Genomic DNA, 14,659 nt, shown 5'->3' on the forward strand with positions numbered 1-14,659 from the left:
GGCGATTAAATCGTAACACAAAGAGGGCAAATGTCCTTTTTTTTTTCAAAATAAAAACTGGTATCAGTTATTCACCAATACCAGAAAGTGTAGACCCGAAGGAGTTTTGAATGATGAAAGAAAAACCACTTATTGAATTTCAGCATGTTTCAAAAACTTATCAAAACGGAACTGTAGGCCTCAAAGATATCAATTTGTCGATTCCCCGAGGAGAATTTTTGGTGATTGTTGGTCTTTCCGGGGCGGGAAAAAGTACGTTGATGCGCACAATTAATCGGATGCACGATGTCTCTTCTGGTGAGGTCTTAGTAGATGGCGAATCAATTGTACATTTGGAAGGTAAAGAACTGCGCCGCCTTCGCCGCAGTGTCGGCATGATTTTTCAAAATTTCAATCTGGTAAAACGTTCTAGTGTGCAGCGAAACGTGCTCTCAGGACGTGTTGGGTATTACTCAACTTGGAAAAGTACCCTTGGGCTATTCTCTAAAGCGGATAAACAGAAGGCGGTTGAAGCCTTACAGCGGGTTGGGTTGGGTGAAAAATTATATAGCCGCGCCGATGAACTGTCGGGTGGACAGCAGCAGCGAGTGGCCATTGCACGGGCTTTTATGCAGGACCCGAAGATTATTTTGGCTGATGAGCCAATTGCGTCACTAGATCCGCTGACAACCGAATCTGTGATGAATGACCTTAAACGACTCAATAAGGAGTTTCACATTACTGTGATTGTCAATTTGCATTCTGTCTCGCTGGCTCGCCGGTTTGCCGACCGTATTATTGGGCTGCGTGGCGGTGAATTGGTTTATGATGAACCAATTGCGCGCGTCACAGAAAAAGATCTGGATGCGATCTATCAGCCGGTTAGCATTGTTAAGAAAAGTGAGGCTCAGGTATGAATACGGTCCCGAAACGTACTTTCATTCAGAAATATCACGTTAAATCACTGACTTGGTTAGTTTTGTTCGTGGGGCTGGTATTTGTGACCGCCAAAGTAACGGATGTCGATTTTGTGATGTTTTTTGCTAACTTCGGTCAGTTTATGGCATTGTTACAACAAATGGCACATCCTGATTGGGGATACACGCATTTGGTTATTCAGCCGATTTTAGAAACTATTCAGATGGCGCTCATTGGCACGACCGTGGGGACGCTAGTGGCAATTCCGTTTTCGGTGCTTGCGGCCCGTAATATTGTGAAAAATAAATTTTTACGCGGCGTTATCCGGTTCATTTTAAATTTAGTGCGTACCTTGCCGGATTTGATGCTGGCAGCTCTGTTTGTGGCAATTGTGGGAATCGGCCCGGTTGCCGGTGTGTTTACCCTAGCTATTTTTTCCTTTGGTATGATTTCAAAACTTTTTTATGAAGCCATTGAAACGATTGATGAGGGGCCCCTCGAGGCATTGGAAGCGGCCGGTGCCAGCAAGACTCAAGTTGTTGTGTTTGCGGTAATTCCGCAGGTCTTTAACTATTTTGTCAGTTATTTCCTGTATACTTTTGAGATTAACGTCCGGGCCTCAACGGTGCTAGGTTATTTAGGTGCCGGTGGGATCGGGGTTTATCTGCAACGCTCTTTGGATCAATTTGCTTATGCACAAACGGCTATAATTATTTTGGGAATTTTAGTCGTTGTGCTGATTATTGATGGCCTCAGTAATACATTAAGGGAGCGATTGCTATGAATCAGGAAAGCTTAAATCAACAAATTGGACAGCGTACCAAACGGTATAAATGGCTATTTTGGGTTGCTTTGGTCATTATAATTTACATTTGGGGATTTACGGGCGTCCATTTCACGGGTATCAAAGATTCTGCCGGGGAGGTCTCCCGTTCCATTTTAAACGGGATTTTTCATCCCGACTGGCAGTACGTCTATGATGGCAGCGGTGAGGATCTGGTCAGTTTGATTTTACAAACCCTCGCCATGGCTTTTTTGGGGACATTTATTTCAGCAATTTTGAGTGTCCCGTTTGCATTTTGGGCAGCACGGAATGAAACGGCGCGCTGGCATGTGCGTTCGACCACCGGAAAACTCGTCTTGACCCTTATTCGGACGTTTCCAGAAATTGTCCTCGCTATCATGTTCATTAAAGCGGTTGGCCCCGGATCCTTTGCCGGAGTCCTAGCAGTCAGCATTCATTCAATCGGCATGTTGGGCAAACTGTTCAGTGAGTCGATTGAAAATATGGATCTAGGACCTAGTGAAGCCCTAATGAGCAGCGGGGGCAATCGGACACAAACGTTGGTATTTGCGACGTTACCGACTGTGCTACCAGAGTTCTTATCTTACACTTTGTATCGTTTTGAAATTGCAGTCCGGTCAGCTTCAATTCTAGGCATGGTGGGTGCTGGCGGAATTGGAACCCCACTGCTCTTTGCCATTCAAACGCGTACGTGGCCGCGAGTGGGAATTATTCTCCTTGGGATCATTATTACGGTGACCTTGATTGATTATGTCTCAGGAACGTTACGGAAACGGCTGGTGTAAAGAATGAAACTTACAATTTTATCCACAAGTGACGTGCATGGCTATCTATACCCAACAAATTATAGTCAGCGAAAGGATCAGCGCAATTATGGTCTTTTGAAAGCTGCTGCTAAAATTAAGCAGCTAAAGCAACAGGCCGCTTCAGACGAATGGGTGATTACGATTGAAAACGGCGATTTTATTCAGGGATCGCCACTCACCTATTACACGGCCAAAAAGCAAGCTCGTTGGCGTCCAATTTACACACAACTGACCAATGCAATCGGGTATGATGCCGGCATTTTGGGTAATCACGAATTTAATTATGGTCAAACGTATTTAGCTGAATGTGAACAAGGACGGCACTATCCAATCTTGGCAGCAAACGTGCAACAGCCACTAGGGGCGGATATCATTGATGCCCCGTACCAAATTTTGACCAAAAATGGGGTTAAAGTCGGCATCCTTGGGTTAACCACGGCTTACATTCCCCATTGGGAGGAAACCGACCACATTTTCGGGTGGCAATTTAAGTCGGCAGTGCAGGCTGCTAAAAAGTGGGTTCCTCGATTACGTAAACTGGTGGATATTGTGATCGTGGCTTATCACGGTGGCTTTGAACGAGATCTCCAAACCGGTGATGCCAGTGAACGCCAAACAGGCGAAAATGAAGGCTACCAGCTTTTAGCAGAGGTTCCGGGGATTGATGCGCTGGTAACCGGGCATCAACATCGTGAAATTGCGACCATCTGTCAGGGCGTGCCAGTAACTCAACCAGCTGATAAAGCGCAATTTATCGGGGCAATTACACTAGAATTAAATGAAAAGAGGCAGGTTTGTCAGCAGTGGGCCCGCTTGCTCAGTCTGAAATCGACACCACCAGATCGACAGCTCCTAGAGTTGACCCAGGGGCTGCAGGATGAAGTGGAAGACTGGTTGGACCAGCCGGTCGGCCAAATCGCGGGGAACATGCGGATTACGGATCCCATGCAAGCCAGAATGGCAGGACATCCCTATTTAACGTTTGTCAACCAAGTTCAAATGGCGGCCACCAAAACCGATTTATCCGCAACGGCGCTCTTTAATGATGAGGTGCTGGGTTATGAAGCGCTGGTTTCGATGCGAAATATCGTGAATAGTTATGTTTATCCAAATACACTTGTGGTGTTGAAAATTACCGGTGCCGATTTAAAACAGGCCTTGGAGCGCTGTGCCAGCTTTTTTACGCTGAATTCAGCTCAGCAAATCGAAGTAGCTGCAAAATTTCGGGAGCCAAAACTACAATATTATAACTACGATATTTATAGTGGCATTAACTATGCGTTCGATCTGCGAAAACCTGTGGGTCAACGATTATTGGCTCTAAGTTATCATGGTCAGCCCGTTTTAGACGCACAACCTTTAGAAATTGCTTTAAACCAATATCGTGGCGTTGGTGGCGGTGATTACCCCATGTTTTCAGCAGCCAAGATCATTCGTGAAGTGCCAATCGACATGACCGAGCTCATTAGTGATTATTTTGCCCATCATCCGATTGTGACGGCGATTCAAGAAAATAACTTTCGGTTAAAAAAGTGAATTAAAAGTCTCACGCAATTTTTAGTTAGAAATGTCCGGTATCATTTCCAATTAAAGATTGTTTTTTGTTCTGAGGTGGTTTTTTGAAAAAAACGCGGTAAACTGAAACCAACACTAAGTACGGGAGTTGATCAAAATGGCCAATAAATTGGCACATTTCATTGTTGAAACTTTAATTGAGAAAAACATTTCCATTACGGCCGCCGAAAGTCTCACTGGCGGTCTCTTCCAAGCACAAATTACGAGTGTTCCCGGAAGTTCCGCCATTTTCCGCGGGGGGTTCGTGACGTATGCTGATGAGATAAAAACGCAGCTGTTGGGGGTACCTGCAGAAGTGATTCAACAATATGGTGTGGTGAGTTATGAAGTAGCGGTAGCAATGGCAAACGGCGCCCAACACAATTTGCAAACGGATCTTGCCATTTCCTTTACTGGTGCTGCCGGTCCGGCCAGTTTAGAAGGACAAGCAGCGGGAACTGCTTGGATTGGAATCAATTTCCAGGGACAAACGGATGCTTATGAGATTCAACAACCCGATTTATCACGCAATGATTTCCGCGAATTTTGTTGTGAACAAGCTTTTCAAAAAATTAGTGATTTAGTTTTATGAAAAGAGGAGAAAGATGGCTTACCAACTTTTAAATAACGGGGTTAAAATGCCCATTCATGGCTTCGGTGTTTTTCAAATCTGGGATGCCCAAGAATGTGAAATGGCAGTCCAAAATGCATTGCAGGCGGGGTATCGACTGATTGATACGGCAGCATCTTACTACAATGAAAAAGCCGTCGGACGTGCACTTCAGCACAGCCAGGTTCCTCGTGACCAACTTTTTATTACCTCAAAATTATGGGTCACCGACACAGGATATGAAGCTGCTAAAAAAGCCTTTGAGCGTTCCTGTCAGTACTTACAAGTAGATTATTTGGATCTTTATCTCATCCATCAGCCGTATGGTGATATTTATGGCACATGGCGGGCGTTAGAGGAATTATACCAAGCCGGCAAAATTCGGGCCATCGGCGTGTCTAACTTTAGTGCTGAACAGGTCATGACATTAGGCTACTTTAACCACGTGTTCCCGGCGATTAATCAGATTCAAGTTAATCCGTGGCGCCAGCAGTTAACGACCGTACCGTATTTACAAGAAAAACAAGTCACGGTGGAAGCTTGGTCCCCCTTTGCCCAAGGTAAACAAGGAATTTTTGCTGAACCCCATTTGGTTGCCATCGCTCAAAAACATCAGAAGTCGGTCGGGCAAGTTATTTTACAATGGTTGAGCCAACGTCAGATTGTGACAATTGCTAAAACGGTTCATCCGCAACGAATGCGTGAAAATCTTGCCAGCTTTGACTTTCAATTAAGTTCAGCGGAAATGGTGGAGATTCAGAAATTAAACCAGCAGCAAGATGTGGACTTACAACGGCACGATCCAGAAATTGCTAAGCGATTAGCGCAGATTCACCATGACCAACATTAAAAGGCACACGTGTAAGAAAAAGATTGAACTTCAAGCGATCCGCTGTTGGCCACGCATTAAAAATTGCTAAGGTAAGGAGCGACAACCTAAAAATCACATGGCCGACCACTTGATCGGTTAGGTGTCAAAGGTGAACAAGAAAGCAGTCCGTTTCCGCTTGTGATTTTTTGAATGTAAAGACAGAAAACGGCTGGAAAAATTTTTCCAACCGTGGTTTTGAAATTAATTTTTGGCAACCGTGACCCTAAGAATAGTTTTACGTTTTTCTTCGGCGACACGGCGAAAATCTGAAAGATAAATTTCCTTATGAGCTTTGCTGGTACGATGGTATCCCTGTTGTTCCAGAAAGTCTGCCAGCTGTGCAAAAGTGACCGGTTCATTGGCGAAGGCGCCGACGTGTCGAATCATCGCCACGGTGCCTTCTTTTTTTGTTTCCAAACTGAGTTGATTCAGTAACTGAGGTGTGATTTTGCCAGCCGCCAATTCTAAAGCTTGTGCAAAAACGGCGGGAGTGACAAAGTCCGGTTGTTTAATCATAATTTGATAAATGAGCTGGTTTTTGTCTAGTTGTTCCTGATGATAATCTTTTGGTAGTGTCCAGAAGCCCTCCAAGGGATAAACCGTGTAATCAAAAGCGTTAGGGAACTGAATCCCCTTTTTAGGCGCCATTTTGATAGCGTAACTGATAGCGTAAAGTGCTGCTACCCGGTTACCGAAATCTGAATCATTAGGATTACCAGTACCGCTAAGGGTAATAAAAGTTTGTGGCGGCAACGTTACAATAGTTGCGGCTTTTTTATTTGGATAAATTTCTTTTTCGGCTGTGCGCCATTCGTATTTTTCAGTCATGGGGGTTCCTCTTTTCTGTAATTGCGTGAATTGAATCGCTTTCACTTCATTATACAATTTTTAAAGTTTAATTAATGTCTAAATAATGATTTTGGTCTGGATGCGGTTCATGCTACACTAAGGCATAGTGATAAATGGTATAAATGAAGGTGATTTTGCCATAAATATGAAAAGAGGGACCATTTTGAGAAGACAAGTCTATCCTGCCTATCAGCAATTATATTTTGGCGCCTTTTTAGCAGCCATTGCCGGTGGCTTGGATGCCTATACGTATTTGGAGCACGGTGGTGTGTTTGCAGGATTGCAAACGGGGAACTTAATCCTGTTAGGGGTGAATTTAAGTCAGGGTCATTTTGCCAAGGTCGGCTATTATCTGATTGCACTCTTGGCCTTTGGTTTGGGAACGATTTTTATTCGCCATGTGCAGCATGCTTTTAAACAAAATTACGGACGCCGGGCCTACTTTGTATTGGGTTATGAATTTGTTTTAATGGTGCTAGTGGCTATGATTAGCAGTAATGCACCCGATGTGTTGACCGTCATTTTATTGGCCATCACAGCAGCGGCACAACTGCAGGAATTTCGAACCTACAAGGCACACCGTTTACATCTTTGATGATGACGGGGAGTATCCGGGCAACCGCAGAGAACCTGTACGTCGGTTATTTTCACCATGATGTAACGGCACAACAAAAGGCCGCTGATACTGGGATCGTGATTGGTAGCTTTGCTGCTGGTGCTTTTCTTTCCGGTATCTTTGTCCCTTGGTTAAAAGATGCTGCCATCTTGGTACCGGCCGTGTTAGTTTTAGGCGCTATTTTCTATCTAGCTCAAAACGGTAAGCAAGTTCAAAAAACACCTGACCAAGAAACGGCCGCCACAGATACAAAGACAGCTACAACTTCACGAAGCAAACGCCATCCAGAAATGGCAACGTCAAAAGAAACCAGTGGACGCGCAGAATCTGAACCAGAAACGCGCAGTCAGCGACGCAGACATAAATTCTAAAATAAAAAAGCCAAATTCAATCCGAAAAAAATTTCTGGATGAATTTGGCTTTTTTAGGGTATTTTTTGAGAATGTGTCAAGATGCTAGGATTGAGGCTTAGAATCGGCTAAATAATTGACGAAGCGTCTGCCTACTTGGGTTAATTTCCCCTGAGGAAAAACCAACTGCAGTTCATTGTAAAGCGGTGGGTTGAATGAACGCATGACGAGGTGCTCGTTTAAAAATGGTTGGGCCGATTTCGCAAACAAAAAGGTGATACGCCGTGAATTTTCAATGCTACCAATCAACGTTTCAATATGTGTTGTCGTAAAGCGAATGTTAGGTGTGTAACCAGCTTGCTGATAAAGTTTGCCTACCCGTTCATAAATTCCGGAACCGGGACTGAGAACGACGACATCGGTATTTTTAAGGTCGGCCATGGTCAGACTAGCCTTCTTAGTGAGAGGATGATCAGCCGCGAGGACCACTTTAAGTTCATCGCGGTCAATGTCAACAAAATGAAATTGCGACTTATTTAGCAGGGAAGTTTGGACACTGCGCAAAATGCCTAAATCTAACTGGTTCGTTTGTAATTTTTCCAAAAGCTCGTCGCCTTCTAATTCCTGTAGGCGGATATTAATCTGTGGATAATCGGTCATAAATTGATTGAGCTTATCCATTAGGCCGTAGGGAGAAAGCACGGGGATGCTCCCGATAGTCAAGGTTCCCTTTCGCATTTCTCGATATTCGGCAAGTTCGCCATTTAGGAGCTCGTACTGAGTGAGAATGGTTTCGGCATATCGAAAAAACACTTCGCCGCTTTCTGTAATGGTCAGGTGGCGCTTGTTTTTTGTCGAAATCAGTTTAGCGTCTAATTCCGCCTCCATGGCATGAATACGCTTGGAGAGGGCAGACTGGGTCATCAAAAGTTCAACCGCTGCATCAGAAACATTGCGGGTTTGGTATAAAGTGATGAAATCTTTTAAGTCATCAAATGTCATAAGTTTGCCTCGTATTTAATATTCCATTTGAGAATAATGTTAGTCGAAACGCGATTTGTTCGCAAGGATTTATGCTCATATAATGAAGAATGTAAAAAGTAATCCGATTTTGTGTGGACTACTCGATAAAAGTGGATTTAGGAGGTCATTAGCATGGCAGAAAAAGATGTTTATGATTTACGTAAAGTTCTTGATGAATTAAAGCAAGAACCTGGACAATATCATGAAACAGATGTTGAAGTAGACCCAGAAGCAGAATTATCTGGTGTCTATCGTTATATTGGTGCCGGTGGAACGGTGCAACGCCCGACACAAGAAGGTCCGGCAATGATGTTTAACAACGTCAAAGGTTTTCCACATACCCGGGTATTGACGGGCTTAATGGCTAGCCGTAAACGGGTTGGTAAGATGTTCCATCATGATTATCACACACTTGGCCAGTTTTTAAATGATGCTGTAGAAAAACCAGTGGACCCTGTTACAGTCAAAGAAGAAGATGCCCCAACACATGAAGTTGTGCATAAGGCAACTGATCCGGACTTTGATATTCGTAAGTTAGTGGCAGCACCAACAAATACGCCTCAAGATGCAGGACCATATATTACCGTTGGCGTGGTTTATGGGTCTAATCCAGAAAAAACCATGAGTGATGTGACAATTCACCGGATGGTTTTGGAAGATAAGGACAAGTTAGGTATCTACATTATGCCTGGTGGCCGTCACATTGGCGCGTTCGCTGATGAATACGAAAAGATGAATAAACCAATGCCAATCACGATTAACATTGGTTTGGATCCTGCCATTACAATCGGGGCAACTTTTGAGCCACCGACAACACCACTCGGTTATAACGAATTAGGTGTTGCTGGTGCGATTCGTCAAGAAGCAGTGCAATTAGTTGACGGATTAACGGTTGATGAAAAAGCTTTGGCGCGTGCAGAGTACACTTTGGAAGGCTACATCATGCCTAACGAACGTATTCAAGAAGATATTAACACGCATACAGGCAAAGCAATGCCTGAATTTCCTGGTTATGATGGGGATGCCAATCCGGCCTTGCAAGTAATCAAAGTCACGGCGGTTACGCATCGTAAAGATCCCATTATGCAAAGTGTAATTGGACCTTCTGAAGAACATGTCAGCATGGCTGGTATTCCAACGGAAGCAAGCATTTTATCTTTGACCAACCGTGCCATTCCGGGCAAAGTTTTAAATGTTTATAATCCTCCAGCAGGTGGCGGAAAATTGATGACAATTATGCAAATCCACAAGGATAATGCCGCAGACGAAGGTATCCAACGTCAAGCCGCTTTACTCGCGTTCTCCTCATTTAAGGAATTGAAGACGGTATTTTTGGTAGATGAAGATGTCGATATCTTTGATATGAATGATGTGGTTTGGACAATTAATACACGTTTCCAAGCAGATCAGGACATCATGGTGCTGCCAGGAATGCGGAACCATCCATTGGATCCTTCCGAGCGCCCTGAATATGATCCGAAGTCAATCCGAACACGAGGAATGTCTTCAAAATTAGTTATTGATGGGACAGTGCCATTTGACATGAAGGATCAATTTGAACGTGCCCAATTCAAAGAAGTTAAAGACTGGGAAAAATATTTAAAATAAGTTCATTTGGGGTCAGGAAAGTTTGTTCTTAAAAGGATTAGGAATAATAGGGTATCAGTCACAATTTTATCGTGAGAAGGTGCAGAAATGAAAAAAATTATCGTGGGGATCACCGGTGCATCAGGAACGGCCTACGCTATTGACTTGTTGGAAAAGCTTCACAAGCTGGACAGTGTTGAGGTCCATTTGGTTATGAGCCAGTGGGCTAAGAAAAATTTAGAGCTTGAAACAGATTATTCATTAAAACAAATTAACGACTTGGCTGACGAAGTGTATCATATCAACGATCAGGGCGCGGCAATTGCCAGCGGTTCGTTTTTAAACGACGGCATGGTCATTGTACCAGCTAGCATGAAAACGGTGGCCAGCATTGCGTACGGAATCGGCGATAATTTAATTGCACGCGCGGCCGATGTCACGATCAAGGAACAGCGTAAGTTAGTGATTGTTCCGCGTGAGACACCGCTTAGTGTTATTCATTTGGAAAACCTGACAAAACTCGCCAAAATTGGTGCGCAGATCATTCCGCCCATTCCGGCCTTTTATAACCATCCGAAGACGATCCAAGACCTCATTAATCACCAAACAATGAAAATTTTGGATGCTTTCCAAATTCCAAATGAGGTCGACGAAAGATGGCAAGGGCAATAACACTTAGAGAGCAGAGAAAAGATTAAAGATAGGTATTTTATGTGAGGACACACCAGTGAATGGCATCGCTGTGCGTGTCCTTGTGTTTTGAAATAATTTAAATTTTTATTTAAAAACAAGGGATGGAAGCCTTAAATTGACAAAGTTTACTGGCGTGAGCTGGCGGTTTTAACAATGTGTCACTTAAACTTACTAAAGACAGTCAGTTAACCCAATTTATGGACTGCAACCCTTATTTCGGAATTGAGAAAAATGTAGGAGATGGACAGAAACATGGATGAAGATAAGATTTCATTGAAAACAAAATTAGCGATTGTCTCCGCCGGAATGATCTCGTTTATGGGAATTCTGGTAGAAACTTCACTAAATGTGACAATGAATACATTAAGCAATTTGTTTAATGTCAGTGTGGGAACCGTTCAGTGGATCACGACGGCATATTTACTTTTGGTCACAATTATGATGGCGGCAATGGCTTTTATTATGCGCCGCTTTAAGTTCCGATCGATTTTTATTTTTTCGGCAACCGCGTTTATCGTGGGTTCCGTTGTGTGTGCCATTGCAGGTAGCTTTTGGGTCCTTCTTATTGGACGAATGATACAGGCAATTGCAACTGGATTAGCCACACCGCTGATGTTCCAAATTATTAATGTTAAAATTCCTAGCAAACACGTTGGTACTTATAATGGGGTCGCTAGCATGTTGACTTCACTATCACCAGCCTTAGGACCGACATACGGTGGTATTTTGAACACTTTGATGAACTGGCGCTGGATTTTCTGGGTTGTTTTGCCACTCAGTATTATCATTTTATTTATGGGAATCAGCAGTATTGACATTCCTGTTCAGCGTAAAGCAGGTGAAAAACTTTCGTTTGATAGTGTCGGCATGGTATGGCTAAGCTTAGTTTTGATCGGATTTGTATGGACATTTAACGAAGCTGGACTCGCAGGCTGGACATCTGGTGCCTTCTGGCTTTCACTGATTGTTTCCTTAATCTTGTTGGGCAGCTATGCTTGGTATAACACCAAGAGTTCGCGTGAAGTTTTAGATTTTGGGCTGTTAAAGAAACGGGCCGTTTGGTTGCACTTAGTCAACTACTTTGTGTTAGCTTTCGTTAATATCGGAATTTCTTGGTTATTGCCAATGGTTGCGGAAGTGAACTTGAAGCAAAGTTCAATGGTAGCAGGTTTATTAGTCCTTCCAGGGGCTTTGATCGGCGCGATTATTTCACCAAGTACAGGAGCCATTATGGATAAGAAGGGGGCCTTCTTACCTTTGATGGTGGGGAATATCTGCTTATTAGCATCTGTTGTTCTGTTCTTCTTCTTGAACAATGTCATGACTTCCATGATCCTATTAACCTTGTTTGTCATCTTAAGGATTGGGGTTGCTTTCAGTTTCGGAAATGTCATGGGAGCTGCCAGTCAACAAGTTGCACCAGAAAAACGAGGCGACATAAATTCGCTTTTCAATATGATGCAACAGTACGCCGGAGCGATGGGGACGGTTATCCTTGCCTCCGTTGTGAGTGCGTTAGAATTGCACGGTGGTTCCACGGTGGTCGAAATGCGGCAAGGCTCAGCAGTGGACTACATTATTTTGAGTGTCATGGCGATCGTTGCGCTAATTACAGTCATTATTAATAAGAGTACTCGCGCTCAAAAAGCCAAGAAAACAACAAAACTCGAAGAAGCTGAGTTAGAAACAGAATTTTCAGAAGATTAAGTGATTAGGCGGTCTGTCTAAGCTACCATATAAAACTTGATCATCGTGTTTTAACGCAAAATATTTTTTGAATGAGATCTCAACTGCGATTGCAAACGTGGTTGAGATCTTTTTTTGACTGTCAGGCTGAATTCAGGAGAAAAATAAGGCATGCCTAAAATAAAAATAGGCCGTTATTTACTTTTTTTTGAATTCTGGTTATTTTTTGATAGAAATTTGGGGCTGTAAGTGTTACTATCATTTAGGTGGTATGAATACAAAAGGACAAGACAAGTAAGGAGGACAGTTATGCAAGCTGATGAATTAAGTGAACCGTTTGTGTTTCACCGAGTGTTACTAACAGTTGATGCTGATGATCCAAATTCTTCAACGCGTGCTTTTCGCTATGCAGCAACGATGGCCCATGACTACCAAATTGAGTTGTGTATCGTGTCTGTTTTAGAAGATGATGATGTCAATATTTTTGATGTCATGACCCCGGGGAAGCTTGATCAAAAAGAAGATGATGTTCGCCAAGCGGTGGAAGATTATATGACGATTGCCGAAAAACTCGGTGTAGATCACGTCACAGGTTTGACCGTGGGTGCCGGTGATGTTGACGATGTGATTTTAGAAAAGGTGATTCCAAAGTTTAAACCAGATTTGATTGTTTGTGGCTCTGATACAGAAGATGCAAGCCATCGAGTTCCTGGTGCAGTAGGATTAAGGATTGCAAGGCGGGCAAACGTTTCCGTAATCGTAGTTCGATAATTCAGAGATTGAATTTTGAGAATGTTAGAAAAGAGGAAATGCTATGGCAAAAAATAGCGATCAAGATAAGATCAAAGAGGTAAAAGTTGCGGAAAAGGGTGGCAAGTCAAAAAAGCTAAAGGTCCGGTTCACAAAGAATCGTTTCGCTAATGGCCGGAAAGAACACCATATTATTTCTTCTACAGATGGCGCCAACAAGTCTTTGGATGAAATTAACGGAAGTGTTGAAGTCCCACAAAATGCGGGGCCATTAAAAACTTTCCTGGCTTACTTAGGTCCGGGTGTGCTGGTGTCTGTAGGGTATATGGATCCTGGTAACTGGATTACTTCAATTTCTGGTGGAGCTCAGTTTAAATATCGATTAATTAGTGTGATTTTGCTTTCGAGTTTAATCGCGATGCTGTTACAAGCGATGGCAGCGCGGCTCGGAATTGTGACGGGACGTGATCTGGCGCAGTTGACGCGTGAGAAAACTTCCAAATTTGGTGGTATTGTTTTATTCATTATTACAGAACTAGCTATTATGGCCACTGATATTGCGGAAATTATTGGGTCAGGAATCGCGTTAGAGTTGCTGTTTGGCTTCCCGTTAATTGTCGGTATCATCATTACAGCATTTGATGTTTTACTGCTGTTGCTGTTAATGAAACTAGGATTTCGAAAAATTGAAGCAATTGTGGCAACCTTGGTAGCCGTTATTCTATTTGTTTTCCTGTATGAAGTGATTTTGGCACAACCCAATGTACCGGAAATTTTCCGGGGATTTGTTCCTGGTAAGGACTTAGTTCAAAATCAATCTATGCTTTACATTGGCTTAGGAATTGTGGGTGCGACGGTTATGCCGCATAATCTGTATTTAGGCTCTTCAATCTCACAAACGCGGAACTTCGATCGTAAGGATCATAAGAGTGTGCGGAGTGCCATTCGTTATACCGTGGCCGATTCCAACATGCAATTGACCTTGGCATTTGTGGTTAACTGTCTCCTTTTAATTTTGGGTGCTGCACTTTTCTTCGGGACCAATTCTGATTTAGGGCGTTTCGTTGATTTATACAATGCTTTGGGCGATTCTAAGATCGTCGGGGCCATTGCCAGCCCGATTCTGAGTATGTTGTTTGCGGTCGCGTTACTATCGTCTGGCCAAAGCTCGACCATTACAGGGACGCTATCTGGACAGATTATCATGGAAGGTTTCATTCGGTTACGCATGCCACTGTGGGCACAACGTTTACTGACACGTTTGCTTTCCGTTCTGCCAGTGTTAGGCTTTGCGATTTACTATCATGGAAATGAAGCGCAAATTGAAAACTTGCTGACATTTTCACAGGTATTCCTCAGTGTTGCATTGCCATTTGCGATGGTGCCACTAATTATCTTTACAGGAAGCAAGAAAATTATGGGCGAATTTGCAAACCGCATGTGGGTCAATGTATGTGCATGGGTGGCCGCAATTATCCTAATTATCTTAAATATTTGGCTGATCATTCAAACGTTATAAGCATAAGCTTTGAAACTGTCGCATCCGGAGTGGGAGCGGCAGT

Annotated in this window: 15 protein-coding genes; 13 read left to right on the plus strand and 2 right to left on the minus strand. The window is 43.3% G+C overall.

What is annotated here, in order from left to right:
- Positions 1-113: 113 nt before the first annotated feature.
- From phnC to ACLJJ6_RS00940, 6 genes are all read left to right on the plus strand, one after another.
- Positions 114-896 carry a phosphonate ABC transporter ATP-binding protein gene (phnC, locus tag ACLJJ6_RS00915; RefSeq protein WP_412989598.1) on the plus strand — a complete coding sequence of 261 codons (783 nt, stop codon included), beginning with the start codon at positions 114-116 and terminating at the stop codon, positions 894-896.
- Entirely contained in the window at positions 893-1,681 is a 789-nt protein-coding gene (gene phnE / locus ACLJJ6_RS00920; protein WP_412989599.1) for a phosphonate ABC transporter, permease protein PhnE, read from the plus strand. Before phnC ends, phnE (ACLJJ6_RS00920) begins: the two co-directional genes overlap by 4 nt.
- Positions 1,678-2,487, plus strand: coding sequence for a phosphonate ABC transporter, permease protein PhnE (gene phnE, locus ACLJJ6_RS00925; RefSeq protein ID WP_412989600.1), 810 nt, complete (start codon positions 1,678-1,680; stop codon positions 2,485-2,487). Before phnE (ACLJJ6_RS00920) ends, phnE (ACLJJ6_RS00925) begins: the two co-directional genes overlap by 4 nt.
- A 3-nt stretch (positions 2,488-2,490) precedes the next feature.
- Complete coding sequence (locus tag ACLJJ6_RS00930) at positions 2,491-4,044, plus strand: bifunctional metallophosphatase/5'-nucleotidase (RefSeq protein ID WP_412989601.1); 1,554 nt, start codon at positions 2,491-2,493, stop codon at positions 4,042-4,044.
- A gap of 136 nt (positions 4,045-4,180) precedes the next feature.
- A complete protein-coding gene (locus ACLJJ6_RS00935) occupies positions 4,181-4,654 on the plus strand; it encodes a CinA family protein (protein ID WP_412989602.1) in 474 nt (157 codons plus the stop codon).
- Between the two features lie 13 nt (positions 4,655-4,667).
- Entirely contained in the window at positions 4,668-5,522 is an 855-nt protein-coding gene (locus ACLJJ6_RS00940; protein WP_412989603.1) for an aldo/keto reductase, read from the plus strand.
- 222 nt (positions 5,523-5,744) lie between these two features.
- Here the strand turns inward: ACLJJ6_RS00940 and ACLJJ6_RS00945 are convergent, their stop codons facing one another.
- A complete protein-coding gene (locus ACLJJ6_RS00945) occupies positions 5,745-6,371 on the minus strand; it encodes a GyrI-like domain-containing protein (protein WP_412989604.1) in 627 nt (208 codons plus the stop codon).
- Between the two features lie 184 nt (positions 6,372-6,555).
- On the opposite strand from ACLJJ6_RS00945, the gene ACLJJ6_RS00950 reads away from it, so the two are divergent.
- Positions 6,556-6,987 carry a YoaK family protein gene (locus ACLJJ6_RS00950; RefSeq protein WP_412989605.1) on the plus strand — a complete coding sequence of 144 codons (432 nt, stop codon included), beginning with the start codon at positions 6,556-6,558 and terminating at the stop codon, positions 6,985-6,987.
- A gap of 2 nt (positions 6,988-6,989) precedes the next feature.
- Positions 6,990-7,379 carry a hypothetical protein gene (locus ACLJJ6_RS00955; protein ID WP_412989606.1) on the plus strand — a complete coding sequence of 130 codons (390 nt, stop codon included), beginning with the start codon at positions 6,990-6,992 and terminating at the stop codon, positions 7,377-7,379.
- 84 nt (positions 7,380-7,463) lie between these two features.
- On the opposite strand, the gene ACLJJ6_RS00960 is transcribed toward ACLJJ6_RS00955, so the two are convergent.
- A complete protein-coding gene (locus ACLJJ6_RS00960; RefSeq protein ID WP_412989607.1) occupies positions 7,464-8,360 on the minus strand; it encodes a LysR family transcriptional regulator in 897 nt (298 codons plus the stop codon).
- Between the two features lie 153 nt (positions 8,361-8,513).
- Between ACLJJ6_RS00960 and ACLJJ6_RS00965 the strand changes: the two genes are divergently transcribed.
- From ACLJJ6_RS00965 to ACLJJ6_RS00985, 5 genes are all read left to right on the plus strand, one after another.
- Entirely contained in the window at positions 8,514-9,989 is a 1,476-nt protein-coding gene (locus ACLJJ6_RS00965) for a UbiD family decarboxylase (protein ID WP_412989608.1), read from the plus strand.
- A gap of 87 nt (positions 9,990-10,076) precedes the next feature.
- Positions 10,077-10,640 (plus strand): UbiX family flavin prenyltransferase, encoded by a 564-nt coding sequence (locus ACLJJ6_RS00970; RefSeq protein WP_412989609.1) that lies wholly within the window; start codon positions 10,077-10,079, stop codon positions 10,638-10,640.
- 273 nt (positions 10,641-10,913) lie between these two features.
- On the plus strand, positions 10,914-12,368 hold the full coding sequence (locus ACLJJ6_RS00975; RefSeq protein WP_412989610.1) for an MFS transporter: 1,455 nt from the start codon (positions 10,914-10,916) through the stop codon (positions 12,366-12,368).
- Between the two features lie 288 nt (positions 12,369-12,656).
- Complete coding sequence (locus ACLJJ6_RS00980; protein WP_412989611.1) at positions 12,657-13,118, plus strand: universal stress protein; 462 nt, start codon at positions 12,657-12,659, stop codon at positions 13,116-13,118.
- A 43-nt stretch (positions 13,119-13,161) separates the two neighbouring features.
- Entirely contained in the window at positions 13,162-14,616 is a 1,455-nt protein-coding gene (locus tag ACLJJ6_RS00985; protein ID WP_412989612.1) for an Nramp family divalent metal transporter, read from the plus strand.
- Positions 14,617-14,659 lie beyond the last annotated feature (43 nt).

It is taken from the genome of Pediococcus siamensis, assembly GCF_047220215.1.
Lineage (GTDB): Bacteria > Bacillota > Bacilli > Lactobacillales > Lactobacillaceae > Pediococcus > Pediococcus siamensis.

Coding starts and splice junctions, on each gene's coding strand:
- ACLJJ6_RS00940 (WP_412989603.1), top strand. CDS start 4,668: ATGGCTTACCAACTTTTAAATAACGGGGTTAAAATGCCCATTCATGGC.
- ACLJJ6_RS00930 (WP_412989601.1), top strand. CDS start 2,491: ATGAAACTTACAATTTTATCCACAAGTGACGTGCATGGCTATCTATAC.
- ACLJJ6_RS00935 (WP_412989602.1), top strand. CDS start 4,181: ATGGCCAATAAATTGGCACATTTCATTGTTGAAACTTTAATTGAGAAA.
- phnC (WP_412989598.1), top strand. CDS start 114: ATGAAAGAAAAACCACTTATTGAATTTCAGCATGTTTCAAAAACTTAT.
- phnE (WP_412989599.1), top strand. CDS start 893: ATGAATACGGTCCCGAAACGTACTTTCATTCAGAAATATCACGTTAAA.
- phnE (WP_412989600.1), top strand. CDS start 1,678: ATGAATCAGGAAAGCTTAAATCAACAAATTGGACAGCGTACCAAACGG.
- ACLJJ6_RS00960 (WP_412989607.1), bottom strand. CDS start 8,360: ATGACATTTGATGACTTAAAAGATTTCATCACTTTATACCAAACCCGC.
- ACLJJ6_RS00955 (WP_412989606.1), top strand. CDS start 6,990: ATGACGGGGAGTATCCGGGCAACCGCAGAGAACCTGTACGTCGGTTAT.
- ACLJJ6_RS00970 (WP_412989609.1), top strand. CDS start 10,077: ATGAAAAAAATTATCGTGGGGATCACCGGTGCATCAGGAACGGCCTAC.
- ACLJJ6_RS00965 (WP_412989608.1), top strand. CDS start 8,514: ATGGCAGAAAAAGATGTTTATGATTTACGTAAAGTTCTTGATGAATTA.
- ACLJJ6_RS00985 (WP_412989612.1), top strand. CDS start 13,162: ATGGCAAAAAATAGCGATCAAGATAAGATCAAAGAGGTAAAAGTTGCG.
- ACLJJ6_RS00945 (WP_412989604.1), bottom strand. CDS start 6,371: ATGACTGAAAAATACGAATGGCGCACAGCCGAAAAAGAAATTTATCCA.
- ACLJJ6_RS00980 (WP_412989611.1), top strand. CDS start 12,657: ATGCAAGCTGATGAATTAAGTGAACCGTTTGTGTTTCACCGAGTGTTA.
- ACLJJ6_RS00975 (WP_412989610.1), top strand. CDS start 10,914: ATGGATGAAGATAAGATTTCATTGAAAACAAAATTAGCGATTGTCTCC.